Genomic DNA, 24,548 nt, shown 5'->3' with positions numbered 1-24,548 from the left:
GCCATCCCGGGAGCTGTATGGGAAATTCTATCGCTTCAAATACTTTTGATAAAGCTGCCGATGACGATTGTTGAGATCCACCTGCCTGCCGTCAATAAACACCAGCTCTATCCGGCTGCTCATGGGGTCGAGAATATCGCCGCTGCTGACCACAAGGTTGGCCTGAAACCCGGGCGCTATGGCCCCCAAGTTATCTACGCCCAGTATCTTGGCGGCATCTTGTGTAATGGCCTTGAGTGCTTGCTGCTTGCTGAGCCCCCAAGCCACGGTTTGGCCCGCGGCCAGCGGCAGGTTACGGCTGTCCCAATCGGAGCTGAAGCCGAGGGCGAAGGGAATACCGGCGCGTTTGAGCAATGCTGGTACTCTGAAAGCCTGACCTATGGGTTCATCTTCTCGTAGTGGCAAGTCAAGTGTATGGGTATAGATGACGCTTGCCTCTATTTCATTGAGCGCTGCACCCAGGCGCCAGGCATCATAGCCACCGACCAGGGTTAACTTGAATCCATACTGACGGGCCAGGGCTATGGCCGCCTCTATCTGCTGCTGCCTGTCGGCATGAACAAACAGTCGCGCCTCCTGGCGATACAGCGGCAAGAGCGCTTGCCAGCGGCTGTCTTCAAGGGCACCTTCGCTGCTTTGCTGACTCAAGGCGTAGCGTTTACCCGCTTCAAAGTGCTTGTGTATCTGTGACAGGGCGTCCTGATAGGCCATTTGTGCCTGCTTATCTGCCTCGCTGGTACCTTGTTTTTGCGGCTCCGTTGGCCAATAGAGGTGGAACTGTGGTCTAGATGGGACCTGGGCATCTTCTATGGTCCAGGCATCCAGGGAGACCAGTGCCGATTGCCCGGCAATGCCTGTGCCTCTTGGGACTATTTGCGCGTGGGTGATACCGTTGGCCCGCACACTGGGCAGCAATTCTGAATCCGGGTTGAAGGCGCTGGCGGCTTCAAGCTGTGGATTGGCACTGCCCACATCGCGGCTATCGACTGTTGGCCTGGCCATGGCTATCTCTACCAAACCCAGGGTGGTATCCAGTGCTATGAGGCCGGGATAAAGGTGTTTGCCGCTGAGATCAAATTCCCGGGCATTTTCAGCCGTTAATCCTGGGCCTACGGCGCTGATAACGCCTTGCTCGAGCAGCACATCGGTATTTTTGAGTATGCCTTGGCTGACGGTGTGAACCGTGGCGTTTTTCAGCAATATGGCTTGTTGCTGGCGCTCGGCCGGGATCAGGTTATGGGCCTTTACCGGTACGAACATCAATAGCGAACCACCTAGCAGCAGATGTGCCAGCATAGATGCGATGCGTGGCAATAGAGGAAACTTGGTCACAGGCGGCTCTCCTTATTCTGACCCCAAGCGTTGAATTGGGTGTCGCATTGCCACAAGGGCTCTAGGATTTCTGAAGTCGTTTCGCCTTGAAGCCGCGCCGGGTCGCTGCCAAGAATTTTCTGGATCAGTGCCTGACGCTCGTCGGCGATAGCCTGGGTCATTTGCTTATCCTCAGCGCGGTCAAAGTAGCGTTTGCCGCCAATCCACACTGCCTGGCTCTTGGCATAAACCGATAGGGGGTTGGCATCCCAGAGCACCAAATCTGCCTGTTTCCCCTCTTCAACTGAACCTGTTATGGCGTCTATTCCGAGCTGTTTGGCGGGGTTGATGGTTACCATATTCCAGGCATCTTCCTGGGACATGTCGCAGTATTTCACCGACTTGGCGGCTTCCTGATTCAGGCGCCGCTGCATTTCAAAGTCATCTGAGTTAATCGAGGTGAGCACGCCGGCATTCATCATCAAACAGGCGTTTTGCGGAATGGCATCATAGACCTCAAATTTATAGGCCCACCAGTCGGCAAAGGTGGAAGCGCCAGCACCATGAGCCGCCAACTCGGGGGCCAGCTTGTAGCCTTCCAGTACATGGGTGAAGGCGGTGACCTTGAAATCGTAAGCCTCGGCGAGGCGCAAGAACATCAGGATTTCAGACTGGACATAGGAGTGAATATGCACATCGCGCTCGCCATTCAGCACTTGGGCAATCGCCTGTAAACGATAATCGGGGCGAGGGGAGAGCTGCTTACGTTTCTCCCGTGAGCGCAGCTCGGCATATTGGGCTTGGGCGTCTTGATAGTCTCTGGCGGCATTGAAAGCATCACTCATCAGAGCCTTCACCCCCATGCGGCTTTGCGGGAATCTGCGGGTATAACGCTCACCCCAGTTGCTCTGTTTGACGTTTTCCCCCAAAGCAAACTTAATTCCCTGATGGGCCTGGGTGAACTTGAGTCCCTCGGCCGACTCCCCCCAGCGCAGTTGAATGACCTGCGACTGGCCACCTATAGGGTTGGCGCTGCCATGCAGCAGATTGGCGGTGGTGACGCCGCCGGCCAAGGAGCGATAGATGGCAATATCATCCGGGTTAAGCACATCGGCTATTTGTACTTCTGAGGTGATGGCATCGGACATCTCATTGAGGCCGCCGTTCACGGCAATGTGGGAATGCTCATCTATGATCCCGGCAGTCAGGTGCATGTCTGCTCCCTCTATGACCTGATAACCTGCCGGAGTGCTGAGATCTGTGCCAATCTTTTCAATCTTGCCGTTGGCCAGAATCAGGTCGCTGTTACCAATGATGCCTGCCTCGCTTGAGGTCCAAAGGGTGATATTGCGGATATGCAGTTTTTCCGTACTTGGCAGCTCACTGCGGCCATAGGCTTGCAGTGGACTCGTCAAACGACTGAGATACTCGGGTTTAGTCTTGGAAGAGGCTGGCGGGGAATTGGCATTGTCTCCCGTCTCTGTATCGGCCGTTAAAGGCGCGTTCGGCAATCTTGAGCCGGCCAGTTGAGTCACGGCGCCATCGGCATGCAAGAGTCTGCCCTGCAGCCCTTCATCATCTTGCCAAAGGGTTATTCGACTAATGCCATTTATGCCGGCACCCTGTAAATTGACGCTGAAGCTCAGGCGTTTGTTGTCGGCTTTCAGGTGAGCAAGCTCTATCTGTTGATCACCACTGCTGAGGCTACCCCTGAGTGTTTGGGGCGTTTGCTGGCTCAGTTGCAGCTCAAGATCCAGTTCCAGTTCAGCTAGATGCAGACGATAACTGCCTTGCCATTGGTATCCAGGAGCCGTTTGGATTTGTTCTTCACCTTGTAGCCAAACGCTGACTATTTCGCCGTCCTGAAACAGATTGCCTTTGGCTATTACCAGATCGGCCATATAGCCGGGCGCCAGTTTACCGACTAAATCCTCAATGCCGGCAACTGCAGCAGCTTCTGTTGTCAGTGCCGCCAATGCGGTTTCTTCATCGAGACCGGCCTGCAGCGCCATTCTCAATCTGGGCCAAAAGGTTTTGCCGTCCATGCCATATTGGGTGAAGGAGAAAGGAATGTTATTGGCGGCCATTACAGCAGGATTGCTCGGTGCCCGCTCCCAGTGTCTCAAGGTTCTGAGTGGTACTTCCCTGGCATTGTCTTCGTCACTGACCTGAGGAGCAGCTGGGAAGTTCAATGGCAATATCAATATGGGGCGATATTCTTGCAGTTCTTTCACTCTTGCGTACTCCTGGCCATTTCCCAGTAAGATTGGCTGGATATCTTCTTGGCTCAAGAGTTTGGCTGCACGCAACTGGTTATTGAGGTTTCGGGTGTCAAATATCGCACCACGAGTTTTTATATCGTGCAAGCGTTCAAGGGCGATATTAAATTCCGGTGATAATAGATCCTCGCGGTTAGCTGCTTTCTTTTTATTCTGGTTATACCAGTTGGCATCACTGAGAGTCTGTCTTATTAACGCTATGCTTCCCATCAGAGAATTGGGATAGTCCTGCGGTGAATTACCTTTATCAAATGCCATAAAATGTCGGCTTCTGGGGCGATATATCACTTGGTTACTCTTTTTGTTCGCCAAAGAAAGTGAGACGCCTATTCCTCTGAATATTCCGTTAAGGTGTGCACTCTGGACACTGGTGAAGCCATTACTTATCCAGTTTGATGCAGTTTTGTTATCCGACAAAACATAAGTAAACCATTCCTTCTCTGCATGAATGGCACCATTTGCGGCTATCGCCCCTTTTGACTTAATTTGATAGACGGGAGCTTCAATAGTTGCCGGTGATTCTGAATATTCCAAACCATATTCGGCAAAGGGATCGATAAATCCCGGATAGATGGTGTAACCATTGAGATCTATCTTATAAGCATTTTGTGGAATTTCATTATTGGGAATTACTTGTTTTACCCGGTTATTTTCAATAAGTAATGTAGCGTTATCCAGCTGTTTTCCAGGTGAAAGTATAAGCTTGGCATGGGTTAAGGCGGTCAATCTCGGAGTATTGTCTGTCAGCTGTGTCTCATCGGCAAAGGCGCTACAGGCCACAAGACTGAACAACAGTAGGTTTATGGCGGGAAAAGAAAGTCTCATCTGTTGTGGCTACCTTGTCATAATTCCTTGGGGAGAGTCATTGTCATCAGAGAGGGAAAGGTTGCGATCATTCAGTACGTTTTCCCCTAAGAGTGATAAAAAAGCGGACGAGAGCCTCGCTTTAAGTTGGCAGTGGTAAACTTAACTCAGCCTAAATGTAAATGCCAAGGCGTAATTGTAAGGCTTTTTAACAGAAATATGGTTTTCTCCAGGCATAAAAAAGCCCCGACACTGTCGAGGCTTGAGCAAGGGGAACCTGATTAAATCAGGAAATCATCCATTGAACGACCTTTGTCTACTTCGTTCTTGAATACAGTTGGCATACGGCCTTGGCCGGTCCAAGTAATAGTTTCACCATCTACAACGATTTTGTATTTTGGTGGGCGGGGAGCACGCTTCTTGGGAGCAGCCTTGGCGGCAGCAACATTACCCAGATCTTCAACAGATAGGCCAACGGCTTCCATCTGCTTACGGATCTCTTCAATTTTAGACAGACGTTCAGCCTGCGCCTTTTCTTCTTTCTTGGCTTCTTCTTCACGATCAATAATGATCTTATCCAATTTGACTGCCAGATCGCGCAGATCTGCAACGCTTAACTCTTTTACTGCGGCTTTAAAACGACGGCCGTGAGTCAATATATCAAGAAAATCGCTCATAAGTATTTAGGTCCCACGCTAATTTATAAATTGGGTTAAGGTGAACATCGCTATAAATAATAGAAACTATAAGTGTCAGGATCAAATATTTTTACGTCAATTGACATTAATTTCTTTATTTATTTCAATTCTACGACCATAAAAGTTGCCAAGTGTTCAAAAAACTGACCATAAAGTGTGACAGAATTGGCAAACGAGCGTTTAAACTGCTGTTGACGTTAACGTCAACAGCACGTAAAGTTGAGCCATCCTGTACTGATGTATCTGGTATCATCGGTACGTAATCCACATTAGATACAAGGTGTAGGAAGGAAACCCTATGAAAGTATTGGTGCCAGTAAAACGTGTGGTCGATGCCAATGTTAAGGTCAGGGTCAAGGCTGACAATACAGGCGTTGAAACAGCCAACCTGAAAATGGCGTTGAATCCATTTTGTGAAATTGCGGTAGAAGAAGCCGTACGTCTAAAAGAAGCCGGCAGTGCTTCTGAAGTCGTTGTTGTCAGCATAGGTCCCAAGGCGGCACAGGAGCAATTGCGTACCGCACTGGCTCTGGGCGCCGACCGTGCCATTCACATTGAAATCGATGAAGAGCTGGTGCCCCTTTCTATTGCCAAACTGCTCAAGGCAGTGCAGGACAAAGAGCAGGCGCAGCTTATTCTGCTCGGCAAGCAGTCCATCGACGGCGATAATAATCAGACCGGACAGATGCTGGCGGCACTCGCCGGTATGCCTCAGGCAACCTTTGCATCTGAAGTGAAGCTGGAAGGTGAAACTTTGCTGGTTACCCGTGAAGTGGATGGCGGCTTACAGACTCTGTCTATGCCTCTACCGGCTGTAGTCACCGCAGATCTGCGTTTGAACGAACCTCGCTACGCATCTTTGCCCAATATCATGAAAGCCAAGCGCAAGCCGTTGGAAACCATGAGTGTTGAAGATTTGGAGGTGACTCTCAAGCAGCACGTACAGGTGTTGGAGGTAGCTGCACCGGCCAGCCGTCAGGCAGGTGTGATGGTGGCTTCCGTTGAGGAGCTGGTGGACAAGTTGAAAAACGAAGCGAAGGTGATCTAAATGGCCGTATTAGTAATAGCAGAACACGATAATGCCAGCCTGAAACAGGACACAGCCAAAGTCGTCGCCGCGGCTAAAGCCATAGGGGGAGATATTCACCTTTTGGTTGCCGGTCAGGATTGTAAGGCCGCCGCCGATGCCGCCACCAAGCTTGAAGGTGTCAATAAAGTATTGCTGGCCGATAATCCAGCCTATGGTGCTCATCTTGCCGACAATATTGGTGAACTCATCTTGTCTCTGAGTGGCGACTACAGCCACATTCTGGCTGCAGCTTCAAGCCAGGGTAAAGACATACTGCCACGAGTGGCGGCTTTGCTGGATGTGGCTCAGCTTTCTGAGATCACCAAGGTGATTGATGCCGACACCTTTGTCCGTCCCGTCTATGCCGGTAACGCCATGGCGACCGTTAAGAGTCTGGATGACAAGAAAGTGGCCACTGTGCGCGCCAGTGCCTTTGACGCCGTTGCCGAGACAGGCTCAGCTGAAATCAATCAGCTCGATAGTGTCTTTGACGCCAAGAGCAGCTTTGTATCCCAGAGCTTGACCGAGTCGGCTCGTCCGGAGCTTGGCAGCGCCAGAGTCATTGTTTCCGGTGGCCGCGGTATGGGCAGTGGCGAAAATTTTGCCATGCTGGAAGCCTTGGCCGATAAATTGGGCGCCGCCGTAGGTGCATCACGTGCTGCTGTGGATGCCGGGTTTGTTCCCAACGACCTGCAGGTTGGCCAGACGGGTAAAATCGTGGCGCCAGAGCTTTATATCGCCGTGGGTATCTCTGGGGCGATTCAGCATCTGGCCGGGATGAAGGACTCAAAAGTCATAGTGGCCATCAACAAAGATCCTGAAGCGCCTATCTTCCAGGTTGCCGATTATGGTTTGGAAGCAGACCTGTTTGATGTTGTGCCCAAGTTGAACGAGTTGATTTAATCTGTGATCTAGGTCACGATAGGCGGCTTTGGGGTAGCATCCTCAAAGCCGCCTATGTTTTTATGTGCCTCACGCCTGACATCAGGCGTCCTGAGAAGTAGAGGCGCACTAAATATCAGTAGCGGTAAGCAGGGTGATTCCGTTTATGTATCGCGAAAGGATTTGGTGCCGAAGTGGTTGCGACTCATCAAGGTCCACCGCTGGGGCTGTTACCAAATAGGGGCAGCACTGCCATAGTATATTCTGTCGGGATGACAGATTGACGTTACTATGGAGCGCTACTGAAAGGACAGGTGCTACTCGGTATGCTATTGCCTTTTCCCACCAGTTCAGTTGCCCTCCATTCGTATTTAACGAAGAACAAGACTCAATGACAGTACTAAGTTATGCCGACTCGGCACTCTCTTTGTTGCCGCCGGTTGTGGCAATTTTATTGGCGATCTTCACCCGGCGGGTGTTGTTATCGCTGGGACTAGGAATACTGATCGGAGCCTTGTTGCTCAATCAATGGTCGGTATTGGATACCGGGGTTTATCTGGGACAAAGGGTGCTTTCCCTGGTTTGGGACGATGGCGCTTTTAATGCCTGGAACCTGTATATTCTGGGGTTCCTGGTGCTGCTGGGAATGATCACTGCACTGATCACCGTCAGTGGCTCGGCCAGAGCCTTTGCCAACTGGGCCAGACAGCATATCCGCAATCGTCGTGATGCCAAGTTGCTGACTATGTTTCTCGGCTGTGCGGTGTTTATCGATGACTACTTTAACAGCCTGGTGGTGGGAAGTATCGCTAGGCCGCTGACCGACAGATACTATATCTCCCGCTCCAAACTGGCGTATCTTTTGGATTCGACCGCGGCGCCTGTGTGCGTTATCTCGCCGGTGTCCAGCTGGGGCGCCTATATTATTGCCCTTATCGGCGGTATTCTCACCGCCCACGGTTTTACTGAGACCGGGCATCTGAGCGCTTTCGTACAGATGATCCCGATGAACTTCTATGCCTTGTTTGCCTTGGCGCTATTGCTGTGTGTGGCCTATATGGAGCTGGATATCGGCGCTATGCGCAAACACGAGCTCAACGCCCGTAAAGGCAATCTCTATGATGAGACCAAGGGACTGCCACCCGGTGCCAATGCAGATCTGCCCGAGGCGGAAACCGGTCAGGTGCACGGCCTGTTCTTGCCCATAGGTGTCTTGGTGGTGGCGACCTTCTACTTTATGGTTTCCAGCGGCGCCGATGCCCTGGCGGCAGAAAGCCTGCCTTTCACTATCATAGGTGCTTTTGAGAAAACCGATGTGGGTTCATCACTGTTTTTCGGTGCTTCCATTGGTCTGGTGGTAACTCTGCTGCTGGCCTTTATCCAGAAGATAGAAGCCAAGATGATCCTCAAGGCGCTTACCTCGGGTGCCCGTTCCATGTTGCCGGCCATCTATATTCTGATGTTTGCCTGGACCATAGCCGGGATCATTGGCTCACTGGAAACCGGCAAGTTTATGGCCAGTCTCGCCAGTGGCAATATTCCCTTTGCCTTGCTGCCGGCCGTGCTATTTATTTTGGCTGGGCTTACCGCCTTTTCTACCGGTACTAGTTGGGGCACTTTCGGGATCATGTTGCCGATTGCCGCCGATATGGCCATGGGCAGCCACAGCAGTATGATGTTGCCTATGTTGGCGGCCGTGCTGTCCGGCGCTGTGTTTGGCGATCACTGCTCGCCGATATCGGACACCACGATTTTGTCATCCACAGGTGCAGGCTGCCATCATATCGACCATGTGTTGACTCAGCTGCCCTATGCGGTCTTGGTAGCAGTTATTTCCCTCGGTGGTTATATAGTGCTCGGTTTTACCGAGTCGGTATGGCTTGGGCTTGCCAGTAGTTGTGTGCTGTTCCTGTTGGGATTGGTGTGGCTCAAGTGGCAACAACCCAAGAATACTAATGCCTGATCAGCTACTGAATAGCTCGCGTTAACAGCACCCGCCCTGATGGCGGGTGTTTTGTTGTAATAGCATTGCGCGTACTTGGTTCAGCTTGAGTTGATCTCGGCAAAGAGTCGTGTGCCGCCGTCAATTTCGGCAGTATTTGAATACCTGACCAAGATTTACGCTAGTTCAAAGTCCCATAAGGAATGGAATAACTAACCTGCGATGGGAAAAGGCTTCTGATATACTTGCCGCCTTCGCCAGTTGCCGGAGGCTTTCCGGTAAGATTCACTGTTTGGAAATACCAATGAACAACCTGTTTCTGTTTTGTCGTGCCGGCTATGAAAAAGAGTGCGCGGCCGAGATCCAAAGTCGGGCGGCACTGCTCAATGTCGGTGGTTTCGTCAAGGCCAATAACAACGATGCCTATGTGATCTTTCAATGTTTTGCCGAAGGGGAAGCCGACACCTTGGCACAGGAACTGGCGCTGGACTCATTGATCTTTGCCCGGCAGATGTTTGTCTGCGGCGATCTGCTCAGCGACCTGCCTCCGGAAGACAGGGTAGGGCCAATTACTGCCGCGCTTGAAGATATCAGCAAGGGCGGTGAGCTCAGGGTCGAAACCCCGGATACCAACGAAGCCAAAGAGCTGCTGACCTTCTGCCGCAAGTTTACCGTGCCGCTGCGTCAGTCGCTGAAACAGAGCGGTACATTGCTGGCCAAGGAAAACCCCAAGCGGCCGATAATCCATGTGTGCTTTGTGGCACCGGGCAAGGCGTTTGCCGGTTATTCCTACAGCCATAACTCGTCACCGTTTTTTATGGGGATCCCCAGGCTCAAGTTTCCCGCCGATGCGCCCAGCCGTTCGACTTTGAAACTGGATGAGGCTTTCAATCACTTTATTCCCGAGCCGCAGCGGGAAGAACGTTTGCGCAGCGGCCTCAACGCCGTGGATCTCGGCGCCTGCCCCGGTGGCTGGACCTATCAGTTGGTGCGCCGCGGCATGTTTGTATCGGCTGTCGACAACGGCCCCATGGATGCGGGTTTGATGGAAACCGGCCAGGTGACTCACTTCCAGGCCGACGGTTTCCGTTTCGAGCCCAAGCGCAAGAACATCTATTGGCTGGTGTGTGACATGGTGGAAAAACCGGCCAGGGTGGCCGAACTGATGGAAGCCTGGGCCATCAATGGCTGGTTCAAAGAGGCTATCTTTAACCTGAAATTACCGATGAAGAGCCGTTACAAAGAGGTGAGCACCATATTGGAAAATATGCAGGCCATTCTCAAAGAAAACGGCATCACAGAGTTTAAGCTGGCCTGTAAACACCTCTATCACGACAGGGATGAAGTGACTGTGCATCTGTGGCTGCGACCCAACTCTCCTTGGTGAGTTGGCACTCGAGGCCCCAAGCGGGCCTTGATGCGTTTCAGCTCAAGGCCAACTGCTGTAGCACGGCATCCGGGATGTCATACTGGCCGCAAACCCACTCAAGATTGCCGTCGACAAAGCCGAGTAGCTCCCGGGTCAACATCAGGTTATAGACGGCATCGGCCACTAGGCTAACGTACTCGGCTTTTTTTCTCGGTGACAAGTGATGGTGGCGCTGATAATCCTGCAGTGCCTGTTCCAACTTCTTGCCGGCAACGCCCAGGGAATCGGCTTGTTCCCGCATCAATTCCTGCTCTAACAGACTCTGCTGTTGCTGCTTTAGTTCTCTCAGTTTTGAGGCTGACACCCGCTGCTCCTATGGTTGCTTCTCCTGTTTTTAAGTGTGTGCCCCAGATAATGGATCAACAAGTCGGTGTCGGCGAAATGTTCGCTGGCGCACAAAAATTTGCTCTCAAATGACCATGCAACTCTTATTCGGGGCGTTTGCAGCCATTTAAGCTTGGTAAATATTGAGTTGTATCACGCAACTAAAAAACTTTTAAGGTGTAATCTGCCGCGGTTCCTGTTACTAAATAAGTTCTGTTTCTTGATATGAGTCTGCGGATAGAAGTAATGCAGTTTTCCAAGTTTGGCGACAAGTTTAACCGTTATACAGGTATCACCCAGTTGATGGATGATCTCAACGAAGGGCTACGCACTCCGGGGGCGATTATGCTGGGGGGCGGTAACCCGGCGGCCATTCCCTCCATGCTGGACTATTTTACCGAGCTCAGTGCCGATATGTTGGCCAAGGGCGAGTTGCTCGCGGCCATGACCAACTATGATGGCCCGCAGGGAAAAGATGCCTTTCTCAGCGCTTTGGCCAAGCTGCTTAACGATACCTACGGTTGGTCGCTGACCAAAAACAATATCAGTCTCACCAACGGCAGCCAGAGCTCGTTTTTCGCGCTGTTCAACCTGTTTGCCGGTACCACTGCCGAGGGGCAAAAACGCAAGATCTTACTGCCGCTGGCCCCTGAGTATATCGGCTACAGTGATGCCGGTCTGGAAGATGAACTGTTTCGTACCTTCAAGCCGGAAATCACCAAGCTGGATGGCGGTTTGTTCAAATATCATATCGACTTTGAAAGGCTTAAAGTCGAAGCCGATATCGGTGCCATTTGTGTTTCGCGGCCGACTAATCCCACAGGCAATGTGCTGACCGATGAAGAGGTTGATAAGCTGGATAAGCTCGCAAGAGCGCATGGGATCCCGCTGATCCTCGACTGCGCCTATGGCTCACCTTTCCCCAATATTCTGTTTGAGGATGTGACTCCTTTCTGGAACGACAACACTGTGCTGTGCATGAGTCTCTCCAAGCTGGGGCTGCCGGGGCTGCGCTGCGGCATAGTGATAGCCAACGAAGCCATCACCCAGGCGCTGACCAATATCAACGGTATTATCTCACTGGCACCGGGCAGCATGGGCCCGGCGATGGCGACAGAGATGATAGCCCGTGGTGATATGCTGCGGCTCGGTAATGAAGTGGTGCGGCCTTTCTATCTGCAGCGGGCGCAGCAAACCGTAGCCATGTTGCAACAGGCTCTGCCGGACCCCAGGTTCAGAATTCATAAACCCGAGGGCGCGATTTTCCTCTGGCTCTGGTTTGAGGGCCTGCCCATCAGTGCCATGGAACTCTATCAACGCCTGAAAGCCCGAGGCGTGTTGGTGGTGCCCGGGGAGTATTTCTTCTTCGGACTGGCCGAAGAGTGGCCACACGCCGGCGAGTGTATTCGGATGAACTATGTACAACAACCCGAGTTGATGCGCCGCGGCATTGAAATCATCGCCGAAGAAGTCAATAAGGCTTGGGCGCAGCTTGGTTGAAACCAAGGTTATTATCGCAGAGTTGCTTGCTGTGAGTTTTAAGCAACTCTGCTGTAGCACATGGATCATATTTCGCTTCAGCCTCAGAGGAGTCTATCTCCTGCGGCGTGCTTCGCACAGGCGTATGTATGTTGGTACGTCAGAAGTTTAAACCAAATCCACCATTACAGAATGACACCAATTCCCCTGCGCTGTCGCCAAGAGTCAGGGATGGCGAACAGGCCGTTGTGAATGGATGTACTTGCTTCACGACTTTAGGGCGCTGGCACAGCGGCTAACATAGCTTTTAGCTCGAGAATAGCCAAATAACATAGGTTGGGCTGTCGGTTATGGCTGTTTCTCATTGCCTGCCGCAGGCTTATGCACAGGCGATCCTGTGACTCGCTGCGAGTACATCCCTGTAATCTCTGCCTCGCCATCCTTGGCTCGGAAGGTCACAGTTCCGCCTGTGCCTGGAATTAGGCTTATATCTGCAGATCTCTCAAATATTTCAAGTTACTCAGGGCACCAATTCCCCCTTAGGAGGGAATTGGTGCCTATGTCGGCAGCAGCGGTGCGAGCAACCCTCGAGGGCGTTAAGCGGTCACATTCGCGCTCCTTGACTGAGGCACGCTTGAGCGAAGCGATGGATTTGCGGGGCGGCACTACATGTTTTTGTTAATTGCTAGAACTTGTCTCCAGCAACATACTGTCCATTTACATGCAACTTCAGTTTCACGGTAAAGATGGCATAAGCAAAGACTTCTACAAGGTGCTCTACACCTTCTACTACAATCTTTTTTGCTACTAATGGCGAGTTCTTGTCCAGAGCAAAAAATGAATTATCCTTTACTACTATTTCACCATCTACAAATAGCTTTGCTCCACTAAACCAAGTGTTTTCAAACTTGATGTGTGTATTACCAATATTCGTTTCTAGAACTTTCTTTGGCACAGATATTCCCTCTTTGGGCTATTAACGCTCAAAGCAGTGGCCGCATTAGCGGTCCAGCTGACTTTGCTTGTTAGCTGGGGTGATATATCTACAACATTCTTTTAACTCTTTCTCAGCTATTGATTTTTCCATATATAGTGCCTCAGAACCCGCACGATACTTAAGACCTAAATTTTCGAAACTACCAGTAATTTTTAAAAAGTGTTCTTTTCCTGCTTCAATAGGAATTTCAAAACTTAAATCAGGCCACCCAGCATCCCATGCCCAGTCAACGGTCACGTTATGGTTGCCTGGTGATAGATAAATCCATGTATATGCTTTTTCTGGTGGATCGATGATCTTATTGCTGTCAACTAATATACTTGGTGTTCTTAAAATTGGATACGCGCCCACACGATAAATGTACAAGGTACCACTGTTATCATTAGCTATAGGTGCAGGTCTATAAGGCGGCGCATCTTTTGGTATAGAGGCACAACCAGACAAGACAGCTAACATTATAATTGGTAAGATTTTTCTCATAGTTTTTCCTTTAGTACAGCTAACAGCTGTATAGTGCGCATGCGCGTTTTAGTCCTCGGATGAGTGTAAACGCGCATCGCTATCTGTTTGTATTCGCTGGATATAATACAATTTAGTCCTAATATCCCTTGCAGCTAAACGCGCATGCGCGGTTTCCAAACCTATTATCTACCAGCTGTATTTTTTAACTTTATGAATTTAATGATATTTCCTGAAATGTTACGGAAATAACGCGCAAACTTAGCTGCAAATGCCCGGCTTTTTATCCAGAACGTCAATAATTCTGTATAAAAAATCAGCTCTGAGGTGCTACTATGAACGCTTCAAGCCGTACAACCCAGGCTCAACAAAAAACGTCGAGTAAAGCCATGGCTACCGCACGGGTCCAAACTTTGTTCGTCCCTGCATTCCGTTGAAAACGGAAAAGTGCTGCTGCTTCTGGCCTTAAGCTTAAGAAAGTGCTAAAGCTAAGCGTTTGAATTGGTTATACAATACCCAGTACTGAATTTGAAAACAATTAGCCAAAGGTCAAGTTTTGACAAAGGCAACAACACCCTGATTTGGTTTGTTTTTGAAGCAGAATTGACTGAGTGTTTGCATTCTTCCCTGTTTTTGACGGTCACAGTCCCACCAGAACTAGAGCCAGAGCCTGAAAATTAGGTGTATGTCTGCAAGCACTTCAGATATTTCAAGCTACTCCATTCTCACAGAATTGCACCAACTCCCGCTCGAAGCGGCCGCAGGGCGTTGATGACAATCGCGTAGCGAGGCATGGATGCCGAAGCAGCGCCAGTCGAATCAGGGATGAGCGTCTGGCGCGATAGCGAATTGGCATCATAAGCACAAGGGGTTTTCCGCTGCGTCGCGGGTCGCTGGGGGTTTGGAAAGGGGGTGAGTCGATACAGCCCCCTTTCCTCGGGTGTGGGGCGAAGCTCCACGACTTTGGGCCGCTGGCACAGCGGCTAATATAGCTTCCAGCTAAAAGTTCCTAAGTTAGTATTGGCGAGCTTCCGGCCACGATGTAGTCCATCACCTGCGGTGCGCCTTTCGCACAGGCGATCCTGTGACACGGCGTGAATACGTCCCTGTTTTCGACGGTCACAGTTCCGCCTGTGCTTGAAAGTGGGGCGAAGCTCCACGACTTTAACCCGCTGGCACAGCGGCACATAGCTTTCAGCTCAAAATAGCCAAAAACATTAGTTGGGCCTCTGGCGACGGATGTTTCCCATTGCCTGCCAATACAGGCATAAAAAAGGATGACCCAAGGTCATCCTTTTTAGCAACTTACTGAGTTGATATTAGATCAGAGTCTATCCAGTACCGCTTGGGTGAAGTCAGTGGTGCCATGGGTACCACCGAGATCGCGGGTAGTGCGGTCGCCTTCTTCGATAACCGCAGAAACTGCAGCGCGAATGGCGGCGGCTTTATCTGACATACCCAAGTATTCCAGCATCTGGATAGATGCCAGGATCACTGAAGTTGGGTTCGCCAGGTTTTTGCCGGCAATATCCGGGGCACTGCCATGAACCGCTTCAAAGATAGCGGCGTTGCTGCCGATGTTGGCGCCCGGGGCCATACCCAGACCACCCACCAGACCGGCACAGAGATCAGACAGAATGTCACCGAATAGGTTGGTGGTGACTATCACGTCGAAGTTTTCCGGGTTCATCACCAGCTTCATACAAGTGGCGTCAACAATCATCTCTTCGGTAGTAATGTCCGGATAACGCTGGCTGACTTCACGGGCCACTTTCAGGAACAGGCCTGAAGTTGACTTCATGATGTTGGCCTTGTGGACTATGGTCACCTTCTTGCGACCTTCCTTGCGAGCCAGTTCATAGGCGAAGGTAGCAATCTGCTCGGCACCCTGACGGGTAATGATACTGGTGGCTTCGGCAATGGCACCGTCTTCAGACAGCTTTTGTCCCAGGCCTGAGTACATACCTTCAGTGTTTTCACGCACTGTAATGATGTCTATGTTCTCATATCTGGCTTGGGTGCCCTTGAAGGAAAGCACAGGCCGCACGTTGGCGTACAGGCTGAACTTCTTACGCAGGGTCACGTTGATAGAGGTGAAGCCTTCGCCAACAGGGGTTGTCAGTGGGCCTTTGAGAGTGATACGGTTCTTCTCGATGAGATCCAGCGTGCGCTGAGGCAGGAGCTCACCGTGTTTTTCCAGAGCAGTCAGACCGGCATCGGCAAATTCATATTCAAAGTCGCACCCCGCCTTATCGAGAATTTTAAGGGCTGAGTCGATAATGCTGGGGCCGATCCCATCACCAGGGATCACGGTAATAGTTCTTTTTGACATGGAGAGGTCCTTCCACGGTTGGTCGTTACTGCTATTTATCAGACCATGTCATCGACACGGTTTTCGACTGAGGATCTTGTACTTTAGAACGCCGCTATTCTATACACTTTCAACGCGTTTTCACAGGGAATAGTGAGCAATATCACGCTTTTTTGTGTGGGTTAGCTTGCTAAAAAGCGGGTGCCTGACCATGATGGAACGCCAATAAAATAATAAAGTCTACTTTAGTCTAACAACAATGAAAAAGAGGACGATCTTGAAGTTAACGCCCTTAGCCTCGCTGCTGTTGCTGTCAGCCGGTTTCGCGACCACTGTCAGTGCCCAGAGCAGCCCCTCACTGACCCTCAAGGATATAATGCAGTTTGAGTCGATTACCGATCAGGTTCTCGACCCACAAGGCAAGGTGCTGGCCTACAGTGTCGCGCCGGATCGCGGCGACAGCCGTGGTGTGGTTAAGTCACTGGCCAATACCAAGGCTTATGATGTTGCCGGCGGCTCCAAGCCGCAGCTGTCAGCCGATGGCCGTTACACCGCCTTTACTCTGGCGCCTTCGCTGCTCGAATCGGAAAAGCTTGCTCCCAAGGCGCGCAAGAAGCTGAAAAAAGGCCTGTTGCTGCTGGATAACACCACAGGTGAGCAGCGCCGCTTTGAGCGGGTCAAGTCTTATGCCTTCAGCGAAGATGGTACTTTGCTGGCTATCTGGTATGAAGCCGATGAAGAAAGCAAAGAGAGCGCAGAGGCAAACGGCATTGATGCCAAAGAGGCCTCAGCCCAAGCAGCCAATCAAGTATCCGCCTCTGAGGCTCCAGCAGCCAAAACGCCGAAACTGGATGCCGGCAGCAGTTTCGAGCTGTTGTCGCTGGCAAGCGGCAAGTCACAGCGTTTCGAGCATGTGACCGCCTGGCAACTGGCTTATAACGGCAACGTGCTGGCACTGGCGCAAAACGACAGTGCAAGTAATAGCCACAGCATCACTGTGCTTGATACCCGCAGCTTCGAACTCAAATCGGTCAGCAGCCAAGCCGACAAGCAGTTTGGTGCCCTGGCGCTGAGCCGTGACGGCCGCTATCTTGCCTATACCCGAGGAGATGCGGCGCTGGATGCGAATGAGCGCCCCTATGCCTTGTCTCTCTACGACAGAAAGTCGGGTAAACTGAGCCAGATATTGCCTAGCAAGGGCGACAGCAAGGGCTGGCTCATTAATCGCCATGCCAAGCTGAGCTTTTCGGCCGACGGTGAGCGGCTGTTCTTCGGCCGGGTGCCCGAGATAAGCAAGCAGCTGCAAATTCCCAAGGTGGAGCAGAGCAGCGACCTGTACGACACCGAGCTGGTCAGTGCCCAGCGGGATTTGCGTCTGTGGCACGGGGATGATCCGCTGATCAAGCCCAACGAAGTCAAACAGTATGAAAAAGAGCAGAGCCGCGCTTATCTGGCTGTGCTGCACCTTGGTTCGCGCAACCTGGTGCAACTGGCCGACCGCAAGGTGCCGGACATTGAGCTGAGCGAACACAAGCGGGTGCTGCTGGGGAGTTCGGATATTCCCTATCGCAAGATGATCACCTGGGCCGGTTTCTACCGGGATTTTTACCTGGTGGATATCAATACAGGTCACAAGACCCGGGTATTGACCCAACAGCCCAGCGGCAGCGCGCCAACCCTGTCACCGGCAGGTAAATATCTGGCCTTTTATCAGCAGGGCGGCATCTATCTCTATGATGTGGCCAACGGTCGCAAACATAACCTCAGCAGCAAGCTCAAGGTCAGCTTCGCCGACGAAGATCATGATTATCCCTCTGCGGCGCCCGGCTATGGCTTCGGCCCCTGGCTCGAGGATGACTCAGGCCTGCTGGTGTATGATAAATACGATATCTGGCAATTTGATACCCGCTCCCACGACGGCTTTATGCTGACAGGCGGCGAGGGCCGCAAGCAGCAGTTAAGTCTGCGTATCGAAGCTCTGGCTCAGCCAGACAAGGCTTATCCGGCCACAGTGGCGCGCAATCAGGCTGTGTTGCTGCAGGGTTATAGCCATAAGACCAAGGCCGACGGTTTTTACCGTGCGGTTATCGGCCGGGCTCAACTGACGCCGCTGCTTGCCAAAGACAACAAGCTGTCTGTGCTGGCCAGAGCCGACAAGGGTGATACCTTGCTGTTCAGTCAGGAGCGTTACGACAGCTATCCGGATCTTTACAGCGCGGCGTTGCTTGAGCCGGCCAAGGCGGTCAAACAAACCGACTTTGATGCCCAGCGCCGCAAACTGCCCTGGGGCAAGTCAGAGCTGGTACACTGGCGCGACGGTGATGGCCGTGAAATGGACGGCGTGTTAATCAAGCCTGCCAACTATCAAAGTGGCAAGCGTTATCCTGTGTTGGTGTATTTCTACCGCTTTATGAGCGATCGCCTGCACGCCTTCCCGGACATGGAAATCAATCACAGGCCCAACTTTGCCTGGTATGCCGCCGATGATTACGCCATCTTCCTGCCGGATATCCGCTTTGAAGTCGGCTATCCCGGTATCAGTTCGGTCAAGGCGTTGACCGCCGGAGTGCAGAAGCTTATCGACATGGGGATTGCCGATCCGGATGCAGTGGGTATTCAGGGCCACTCCTGGGGCGGTTACCAGACTGCCTTTGCCGTGACCCAGACCAATATCTTCAAGGCCGCAGTCAGCGGTGCGCCGGTCAGCAATATGACCAGTGCCTACAGCGGCATACGTCACGGCACCGGCCTTGCCCGTCAGTTCCAGTATGAAACCGGCCAGAGCCGTATCGGTGAAAGTCTGATGCGCGCGCCGCAGAAATACATAGAAAACTCCCCTGTGTTCTATGTCGACCGTATTCAAACGCCGATGATGATCATGTTCGGTGACAAAGACGATGCCGTGCCTTGGGAGCAAGGGGTTGAACTGTACCTGGCAATGCGCCGCGCCGGAAAAGATGTGGTCTTGCTGCAGTATCAGGACGAGCCGCACCATTTGAAGAAGTATCCCAACAAGCTGGATTACAGTGTGCGGATGAAAGACTGGTTTGATCATTACCTCAAGGGTGCCAAGGCCCCCGAGTGGCTTGAAAAGGGCGAAGCTTATCGCGAGCCCAAGGCGGAAGACTGAGCTCCCTTTCTGCCCAAATAACTCACAGAGGCGGCCCAATTGGTCGCCTCTTTTTTCTGTTTATAGGGTAGGGGCAGGTGATGTGGAGGGGGGATTCTTCAGTCGGCTCTGGAAAAGATCTCAGTCTTGTTTGAGCGTTCTGAGACATCCCCATAGATTTTCATTGGTTGTCCGTTCCTTAAACTGCGAGTTTTCTGTTGTTATTCGGGTTGAGCTGGGACCTTGGATAGCACTTGCTGCGGCGAATGTTGCTGCAGATATTGCTGGTAAGTGTCTTCGCCCCAGGCCAGCAGTTGACCATCTTCGAATAGCAGTGGGGTGCATTCATCTTTGGTGGTCTTGCCGTCTGATTTACTGTGATGGGTGCGATAGAAGAGCACCTGCAGCGAGCGCCCCTCTGTTTGCTTGGCTTCGCTGAAGTCGGCTCTGCCCAGGGTTTGGGTGACGTCTGCCAGTGTTTGCCCCAGTTGCAGCTCTGAAATCATAGACTGGTTATAGGCTTGCCTGTCTTCCCAGCTCATGTCTTCCGGCTTGGGTTCGTAGAAGAGAATGACCACGGCAACAAAGGCCAGGTAGGCGAGAAAGATGCTGCCGATAACTACAGGTGCCTTACTTTTCATGTTGTTATTCCGTTTTATTGCTCAACCTGGGTTTACTCAAGAGCAAGACAGCTCACTCTGTATTGAGTGGTATAAGATACTCGCGACAGCATCAATGTAAACAGTGCGTTTGTAATATGTTTTGTTTGTGGGTGTCTTCTTTAGATTGATTCTTTAGATTGAAAATAGGCATAGAGCACTTCATCAAGGCTATCCAGTTCGTCTCTTGTACCTATGGCTATCTCGGCATACAGATCTTCATCCGGCTTGTAGGATTTTCAATACGCTCAACCCCGAAAGGCCCCATCGAGGAGAGTATGTTGACGAAAGGTTCAGCGAAGAATAGGCGAGTGCGCTGGGCAAAATCCACCACCAGATCCAGCCCCAATTCTACCGGGCGTTGGAGCGTGTTGGCTTTTATCAACCAGTTCAGTTCCAGATAAAATTGGCGGCGGTGGAAAATCAGCTAGTCATTCATATTTGTTTACTCCATTAAACTGTTTTGCCGGGAATGCAGCATCTCAGTTGGAAGAGAGTTTTTAAATAACGAACAGCCAGTAAGGCTGCGCCATAGGTTTGGGCGCTTAAGAGCGTTTGCACTCAAGCCGATATTTGAGCTCGGTTCGCTATTTCTGTGTCTGTTTGGGGTTGGTCTGCAGGGGCTGTATATGTTGCTGCAGATATTGCTGGTAAGTGTCTTCCCCCCAGGCCTGGAGTCGGCCATCTTTAAACAAGAGTGGGGTGCACTCGTCTTTGGTGGTCTTGCCGTCTGATTTGACATGCTGGGTGCGGTAGAAGAGCACTTGCAACGACTGACCATGGGTTTGCACGGCTTCGCTGAAATCAGCGCTGCCCAGGGTTTCAATAGTTTGTTCCAGTGTCTGCCCCAGTTGTAATTCAGTGACCTTGGACAGGTTATAGGCTTGCCTGTCTTCCCAGCTCATCTCTTCTGGCTTGGGCTCATAGAAGAGGATGACCACGGCAACAAAGAGCAGATAGGCGACAAAGATGCTGCCGATAATCACAGGGGCCTTACCTTTCATGCTGGTTTTCCATTTTTTGCTTAAGTTGAGCTCTTGGAGCCTTAGCTTTCTTTGACTCTATACTGGCTTAAGCGAATATTGAGTTCGAGATCTGTGCGCAGTTTTGCCAATCGATAGCTGAGGCGCGCCATCTCCTTGCCTTCGGTTAGCTTTTTGGCTTGCTTTGCGCCCAGAGTATCGAGTGCATTGTAGACATTGGCCAGGGTGCGAAAGCTTCTGAGCAGTTCACCGGCCGTCTTGGGACCTATTCCCTGGATGCCGGGGATCTTGTTACCGCTATCGCCGCTGAGGGCCATAAAGTCCAGCAACTGGCTCTGCTCTATGCCGAGTTTCTGCTCCAGTGCGGCAATATCCATGGCGGCGCCATTGAAGTGATCCCATAGCAGTAAACGCGGTAACCTCAATTGGCAAAAGCCCTTGTCGGTAGAGACGATAATCGCTTCACCACCGCGCAAGCACAATTTGCTGGCCAAGGTGGCGATAACATCATCGGCTTCCGATAGCGCATTGATGGAGCCTATCCCAGCTTCGGTCAGAGCTTGTTTCAGCGCCGGTAGGCCATCGGCCAAGGCCTGGGGCATAGGTTTGCGGCCTTTTTTGTAATCCGGATACAGGCGTTTTCGCCAGGACTCTTCATCGCCGTCCCAGACAATGGCCACATGGGTAGGGCTGTGCTGGCGAATAAGCTTCTGGCAGGCATTGCGGCTGCGCTCGGTCAGCCCTTGCATGTCGGCTTCATCCGGCTGCGCCGCATGCAGGCGGCGCACCAGATTCATACCATCAATAATCAGCAGTCGGTTCATTTCATTATTTGATAGCAGGGCACATAGGCGGTGCCAGGTAACTTCATTCTTTGTTGGCTGACAAAGGCGCCCAATAGTTTATCCATCAAGGCCATCAGCTCGGGATCGCCCTTGAGCTTGAATGGACCATGACGCTCGATGTTTTTCATGGTTTCCGCCTTGACGTTGCCCGCGACTATGCCGGAAAACGCCTTGCGTAAGTTGGCCGCCAGCTCAGCCTTGTTGCTCTGGAAGTGCAGGTTGAGGTTTTCCATCACTTCATGGGTGGGTACAAAGGGCAACTGGAATTCCGGCTCTATTTTGAGGCTCCATTGGTATTGGTAGGCATCACCGGTTTGCTTGCGGTGACGTTTAACCTCTTCCATCCCGGCACGCATGATACGCGCCACCTGGGGCGCGTCGTCTATGATAATTTGGTATTTCTGCTGCGCCTGCTCGCCCAGCGTCGCGCCGATAAAGGCATCGATTTCGCGGAAGTAGGCTTCGCTTTCTCTGGGGCCGGATAGCACCAGCGGGAAAGGAATATCGGCATTTTCGCGGTTGAGCAAAATACCAAGTAGGTAGAGCAGCTCTTCGGCGGTGCCGGCGCCGCCTGGGAAGATAACTATGCCGTGCCCCAGGCGCACAAAGGCCTCCAGGCGTTTTTCAATATCCGGCAGAATCACCAGTTCATTGACTATCTGGTTGGGCGGCTCGGCGGCGATAATGCTCGGCTCGGTCAGGCCTATGTAACGGGCGTTATGAATACGCTGCTTGGCGTGGCCGATTGCGGCGCCCTTCATTGGTCCCTTCATGGCACCCGGGCCGCAGCCGGTACAGATATCCAGCATTCTCAGCCCCAACTGGTAGCCCACCTCTTTGGTGTATTTGTATTCGGTATCGTTTATCGAGTGGCCGCCCCAGCAGACCACTACATTGGGATCCTGCATCGGGGTAATGGCTCTGGCGTTTCTCAGAATGTCGAACACCACGTTGGTGATGTGGCTGGCATTGGTGAGGTTGATGTGTTTTAGACCATCGTATTTGTTGCTGACATAGATGATGTCCCTGAGCACGGCAAACAGGTGCTCCTGAATGCCGACTATGATCTGCTCATCGACAAAGGCACTGGCCGGCGGGTTGACCAGCTCCAATTTGATACCACGCTCCCGGCGCAGCACATTGATTTCAAAGTCCTGGAATTGTTCAAACAGTTCTTTGGCATTATCAGTCTGCTGCCCCGAGGCCAAAACGGCTAAAGAGCAGTTGCGGTAGAGTTGGTAAAGGTCACTCTTGGCACTTTGTTTGAGGCGGTCTGCCTCCAGTTGCGACAGTTGGTCCATACTGCCGCGGGGACTGATCCTGACTATCATGACGACTCCTTGAGCTGAAACCGGAGTCATTGCTGTCAATCTATAATGACTCTGTCACGGCTTTCATGTTTGGCTTTGTAGAGGGCCGCATCGGCACGTTCGAAGGTTTCCTGGATGTGTTCGCCATCCAATATCTGCGCGGCCCCTATGGATACTGTAACTGTAATACGCTGATTTTTAAATTTAAAAGGAATATTTTTAATTTTTTCGCGCACCCTGTTCAATAGTTGTTCTATATCCTTGGGGGAAACATCCGGAATGATGAGAACAAACTCTTCCCCGCCGTAGCGGGCGACAAATTCTGTGTCACGCAGGGAGTTCTTCAATGCCATGGCGATAACCTGCAGTGTCTTGTCACCTGTGGTATGACCAAAGCTGTCGTTGATGGATTTGAAGTGATCTATGTCGGCTACCGCCAGCCACAGGGGTTGTTTATTGCGCTGGAAGTGGCGGTATTCCTGCTCCATCCGCTCCTCCATGGCCGCGCGGTTGGGCAGCTGGGTGAGGGTATCGAGCATATTGAGCTTTTGCTGTTCAAACAGCCTTTCTTTATAGGTGGTGGCTTCGCTTGAGAGATCATTCAGTTCTTTGCGCATAGTCTCTATCGACTTACGCAGCAAGGCTTGCTCTCTCTGCTCCAGCGCTTCTTTACGGGCAAGGCTGGCACGAATGGTGGCCAGTTGTTCGCTGATCTGCTGTTTTAGTTCGGTGATGTCGTCAATATCCACCAGTGACGCACCAACATTGTCTACCTGGGCGTTGAGCTCGCGATTCAATTGGCTCTTGAGCTGATGGCTGCGCTGGGACTGATTGTATGAATCGCTGACCACTTCCCGTACGGCACTCAGGGCATCGTTGAGGGCAAACAGAAACTCCTGCGAGGCGGTTTTTTCGCGGGCAATGTTGTCCAGCAGCAGCGAGAGTATGGTTTGATAGGCTTCCAGCAGAGCCTCGACATCTATCTCGGTCGAGGCCAACAGCTCTTTGATCACCAATACCTGATCACGCTGATCTTTGCGAAACTCTATATTGGATATCATCTGCGCCAGTTCATGGCCAAGCTGCCTGTGTTTAGGCAAGATAGCAATGGGAGATTCAGATTTAAATTGGCTTTCGAGCAGCTGTTCATAAAAGCCCACCAGTTGCTCGACCTTGGGAATATAGTCCCAGACGGTATGAAAAGGTTTGCCCAGCTCCTGCTTGAAATAGCTGACCTCTTTCTTGAGGCGTTCGGGCATGGAGTCGACTCGTTGCAATTGGCGGCTGAATTTGCTCAGGCTGGAGCGGCCCTCTTCGAGTTGGCCCATCACATGATGGTACTGTCCCTTGAGTAGACGTTCGACATCGACCAGATCCGGCAGGACATCATCAATACGTTCATAGGTTCCCAGGTTATGCCTAAGCTTGGCCAGTTTGTTGTCAAGCTCCAGACTTTGTCCCTTACAGGCCAGACTGAGATGACCAATAAATTGCAGTAACGCCTGCAGTTTGGCATTTCTGTCTTCATTCATTTCATCCAACGCGGCTTTGGTAGAGTGCAATTTCTGTTTCAGTACACCCAGTTGCGACACCGTTGCGTTTGAGTCCTTCATTCCTGTTATTTTCCTTCGATGCGCGATCGAATCAATCGTCGGGTC

Annotated in this window: 19 protein-coding genes and 1 riboswitch; of the genes, 6 read left to right on the top strand and 13 right to left on the bottom strand. The window is 51.6% G+C overall.

Features of this window, described 5'->3' with window-relative positions; genetic code table 11:
* Positions 1–27: 27 nt before the first annotated feature.
* The 3 genes from ACMHXE_RS14040 to ACMHXE_RS14030 form a co-directional block, all read right to left on the bottom strand.
* The gene (locus ACMHXE_RS14040; protein WP_251767280.1) at positions 28–1,296 is read right to left on the bottom strand and encodes an amidohydrolase family protein; all 1,269 of its coding nucleotides are present in this window, start codon (positions 1,294–1,296) and stop codon (positions 28–30) included.
* A gap of 32 nt (positions 1,297–1,328) precedes the next feature.
* Positions 1,329–4,415 carry an amidohydrolase family protein gene (locus ACMHXE_RS14035; RefSeq protein ID WP_286998073.1) on the bottom strand — a complete coding sequence of 1,029 codons (3,087 nt, stop codon included), beginning with the start codon at positions 4,413–4,415 and terminating at the stop codon, positions 1,329–1,331.
* A gap of 260 nt (positions 4,416–4,675) precedes the next feature.
* Positions 4,676–5,071 (bottom strand): H-NS family nucleoid-associated regulatory protein, encoded by a 396-nt coding sequence (locus ACMHXE_RS14030; RefSeq protein ID WP_101053614.1) that lies wholly within the window; start codon positions 5,069–5,071, stop codon positions 4,676–4,678.
* A gap of 319 nt (positions 5,072–5,390) precedes the next feature.
* On the opposite strand from ACMHXE_RS14030, the gene ACMHXE_RS14025 reads away from it, so the two are divergent.
* The 4 genes from ACMHXE_RS14025 to rlmM all read left to right on the top strand — a co-directional run bounded on the left by ACMHXE_RS14025 (position 5,391) and on the right by rlmM (position 10,372).
* Positions 5,391–6,140 (top strand): electron transfer flavoprotein subunit beta/FixA family protein, encoded by a 750-nt coding sequence (locus ACMHXE_RS14025; protein ID WP_101053616.1) that lies wholly within the window; start codon positions 5,391–5,393, stop codon positions 6,138–6,140.
* Complete coding sequence (locus ACMHXE_RS14020) at positions 6,141–7,064, top strand: electron transfer flavoprotein subunit alpha/FixB family protein (protein WP_101053618.1); 924 nt, start codon at positions 6,141–6,143, stop codon at positions 7,062–7,064.
* Positions 7,065–7,154: 90 nt separating this feature from the next.
* Positions 7,155–7,353: riboswitch (Lysine riboswitch) on the top strand.
* 81 nt (positions 7,354–7,434) lie between these two features.
* Entirely contained in the window at positions 7,435–9,006 is a 1,572-nt protein-coding gene (locus ACMHXE_RS14015) for a Na+/H+ antiporter NhaC family protein (protein ID WP_101053620.1), read from the top strand.
* A gap of 283 nt (positions 9,007–9,289) precedes the next feature.
* A complete protein-coding gene (gene rlmM, locus ACMHXE_RS14010; RefSeq protein ID WP_226565194.1) occupies positions 9,290–10,372 on the top strand; it encodes a 23S rRNA (cytidine(2498)-2'-O)-methyltransferase RlmM in 1,083 nt (360 codons plus the stop codon).
* Positions 10,373–10,409: 37 nt separating this feature from the next.
* Here the strand turns inward: rlmM and ACMHXE_RS14005 are convergent, their stop codons facing one another.
* Entirely contained in the window at positions 10,410–10,718 is a 309-nt protein-coding gene (locus tag ACMHXE_RS14005; RefSeq protein WP_413732570.1) for a hypothetical protein, read from the bottom strand.
* A 266-nt stretch (positions 10,719–10,984) separates the two neighbouring features.
* On the opposite strand from ACMHXE_RS14005, the gene ACMHXE_RS14000 reads away from it, so the two are divergent.
* Positions 10,985–12,238: a valine--pyruvate transaminase gene (locus ACMHXE_RS14000; RefSeq protein WP_413732568.1), complete on the top strand. Its 1,254-nt coding sequence runs from the start codon at positions 10,985–10,987 to the stop codon at positions 12,236–12,238.
* A 664-nt stretch (positions 12,239–12,902) separates the two neighbouring features.
* On the opposite strand, the gene ACMHXE_RS13995 is transcribed toward ACMHXE_RS14000, so the two are convergent.
* From ACMHXE_RS13995 to ACMHXE_RS13985, 3 genes are all read right to left on the bottom strand, one after another.
* The gene (locus ACMHXE_RS13995) at positions 12,903–13,172 is read right to left on the bottom strand and encodes a hypothetical protein (RefSeq protein ID WP_071239260.1); all 270 of its coding nucleotides are present in this window, start codon (positions 13,170–13,172) and stop codon (positions 12,903–12,905) included.
* 45 nt (positions 13,173–13,217) lie between these two features.
* Complete coding sequence (locus tag ACMHXE_RS13990; protein WP_101055593.1) at positions 13,218–13,694, bottom strand: DUF2846 domain-containing protein; 477 nt, start codon at positions 13,692–13,694, stop codon at positions 13,218–13,220.
* A 1,303-nt stretch (positions 13,695–14,997) separates the two neighbouring features.
* A complete protein-coding gene (locus tag ACMHXE_RS13985; RefSeq protein ID WP_025011991.1) occupies positions 14,998–16,005 on the bottom strand; it encodes an isocitrate dehydrogenase in 1,008 nt (335 codons plus the stop codon).
* Between the two features lie 256 nt (positions 16,006–16,261).
* Here ACMHXE_RS13985 and ACMHXE_RS13980 point away from each other — a divergent pair, with 256 nt between their 5' ends.
* On the top strand, positions 16,262–19,114 hold the full coding sequence (locus ACMHXE_RS13980) for a prolyl oligopeptidase family serine peptidase (RefSeq protein WP_413732565.1): 2,853 nt from the start codon (positions 16,262–16,264) through the stop codon (positions 19,112–19,114).
* 200 nt (positions 19,115–19,314) lie between these two features.
* On the opposite strand, the gene ACMHXE_RS13975 is transcribed toward ACMHXE_RS13980, so the two are convergent.
* The 6 genes from ACMHXE_RS13975 to ACMHXE_RS13950 all read right to left on the bottom strand — a co-directional run bounded on the left by ACMHXE_RS13975 (position 19,315) and on the right by ACMHXE_RS13950 (position 24,503).
* Positions 19,315–19,734: a DUF3192 domain-containing protein gene (locus tag ACMHXE_RS13975; RefSeq protein ID WP_165564755.1), complete on the bottom strand. Its 420-nt coding sequence runs from the start codon at positions 19,732–19,734 to the stop codon at positions 19,315–19,317.
* A gap of 217 nt (positions 19,735–19,951) precedes the next feature.
* A complete protein-coding gene (locus ACMHXE_RS13970; protein WP_413732563.1) occupies positions 19,952–20,137 on the bottom strand; it encodes a hypothetical protein in 186 nt (61 codons plus the stop codon).
* A 202-nt stretch (positions 20,138–20,339) separates the two neighbouring features.
* On the bottom strand, positions 20,340–20,756 hold the full coding sequence (locus ACMHXE_RS13965; protein ID WP_413732562.1) for a DUF3192 domain-containing protein: 417 nt from the start codon (positions 20,754–20,756) through the stop codon (positions 20,340–20,342).
* A gap of 41 nt (positions 20,757–20,797) precedes the next feature.
* Positions 20,798–21,559 (bottom strand): flap endonuclease Xni, encoded by a 762-nt coding sequence (gene xni, locus ACMHXE_RS13960; protein WP_101057572.1) that lies wholly within the window; start codon positions 21,557–21,559, stop codon positions 20,798–20,800.
* Positions 21,556–22,911 carry a nucleotide 5'-monophosphate nucleosidase PpnN gene (ppnN, locus tag ACMHXE_RS13955; RefSeq protein ID WP_071239253.1) on the bottom strand — a complete coding sequence of 452 codons (1,356 nt, stop codon included), beginning with the start codon at positions 22,909–22,911 and terminating at the stop codon, positions 21,556–21,558. Before ppnN ends, xni begins: the two co-directional genes overlap by 4 nt.
* 35 nt (positions 22,912–22,946) lie before the next feature.
* The gene (locus ACMHXE_RS13950) at positions 22,947–24,503 is read right to left on the bottom strand and encodes a diguanylate cyclase domain-containing protein (protein ID WP_413732559.1); all 1,557 of its coding nucleotides are present in this window, start codon (positions 24,501–24,503) and stop codon (positions 22,947–22,949) included.
* Positions 24,504–24,548: the final 45 nt, after the last annotated feature.

The sequence above is a fragment of the Shewanella sp. BJSY2023SW007 genome (assembly GCF_047314525.1).
In the GTDB taxonomy this organism is placed as follows: Bacteria; Pseudomonadota; Gammaproteobacteria; order Enterobacterales; family Shewanellaceae; genus Shewanella; species Shewanella chilikensis.
The sequence above is the reverse complement of the archived record's forward strand: the minus strand, read 5'-3'. Positions and strand labels throughout refer to the sequence as shown.

Bases quoted from the DNA above. Each gene is read 5' to 3' on its own strand.
- rlmM (WP_226565194.1), top strand. From the start codon at position 9,290: ATGAACAACCTGTTTCTGTTTTGTCGTGCCGGCTATGAAAAAGAGTGC.
- ACMHXE_RS13965 (WP_413732562.1), bottom strand. From the start codon at position 20,756: ATGAAAGGTAAGGCCCCTGTGATTATCGGCAGCATCTTTGTCGCCTAT.
- ACMHXE_RS13975 (WP_165564755.1), bottom strand. From the start codon at position 19,734: ATGAAAAGTAAGGCACCTGTAGTTATCGGCAGCATCTTTCTCGCCTAC.
- ACMHXE_RS14025 (WP_101053616.1), top strand. From the start codon at position 5,391: ATGAAAGTATTGGTGCCAGTAAAACGTGTGGTCGATGCCAATGTTAAG.
- ACMHXE_RS14000 (WP_413732568.1), top strand. From the start codon at position 10,985: ATGCAGTTTTCCAAGTTTGGCGACAAGTTTAACCGTTATACAGGTATC.
- ACMHXE_RS13985 (WP_025011991.1), bottom strand. From the start codon at position 16,005: ATGTCAAAAAGAACTATTACCGTGATCCCTGGTGATGGGATCGGCCCC.
- ACMHXE_RS14040 (WP_251767280.1), bottom strand. From the start codon at position 1,296: ATGCTGGCACATCTGCTGCTAGGTGGTTCGCTATTGATGTTCGTACCG.
- ACMHXE_RS14035 (WP_286998073.1), bottom strand. From the start codon at position 4,415: ATGAGACTTTCTTTTCCCGCCATAAACCTACTGTTGTTCAGTCTTGTG.
- ACMHXE_RS13950 (WP_413732559.1), bottom strand. From the start codon at position 24,503: ATGAAGGACTCAAACGCAACGGTGTCGCAACTGGGTGTACTGAAACAG.
- ACMHXE_RS14015 (WP_101053620.1), top strand. From the start codon at position 7,435: ATGACAGTACTAAGTTATGCCGACTCGGCACTCTCTTTGTTGCCGCCG.
- xni (WP_101057572.1), bottom strand. From the start codon at position 21,559: ATGAACCGACTGCTGATTATTGATGGTATGAATCTGGTGCGCCGCCTG.
- ACMHXE_RS14020 (WP_101053618.1), top strand. From the start codon at position 6,141: ATGGCCGTATTAGTAATAGCAGAACACGATAATGCCAGCCTGAAACAG.
- ACMHXE_RS13990 (WP_101055593.1), bottom strand. From the start codon at position 13,694: ATGAGAAAAATCTTACCAATTATAATGTTAGCTGTCTTGTCTGGTTGT.
- ppnN (WP_071239253.1), bottom strand. From the start codon at position 22,911: ATGATAGTCAGGATCAGTCCCCGCGGCAGTATGGACCAACTGTCGCAA.
- ACMHXE_RS14030 (WP_101053614.1), bottom strand. From the start codon at position 5,071: ATGAGCGATTTTCTTGATATATTGACTCACGGCCGTCGTTTTAAAGCC.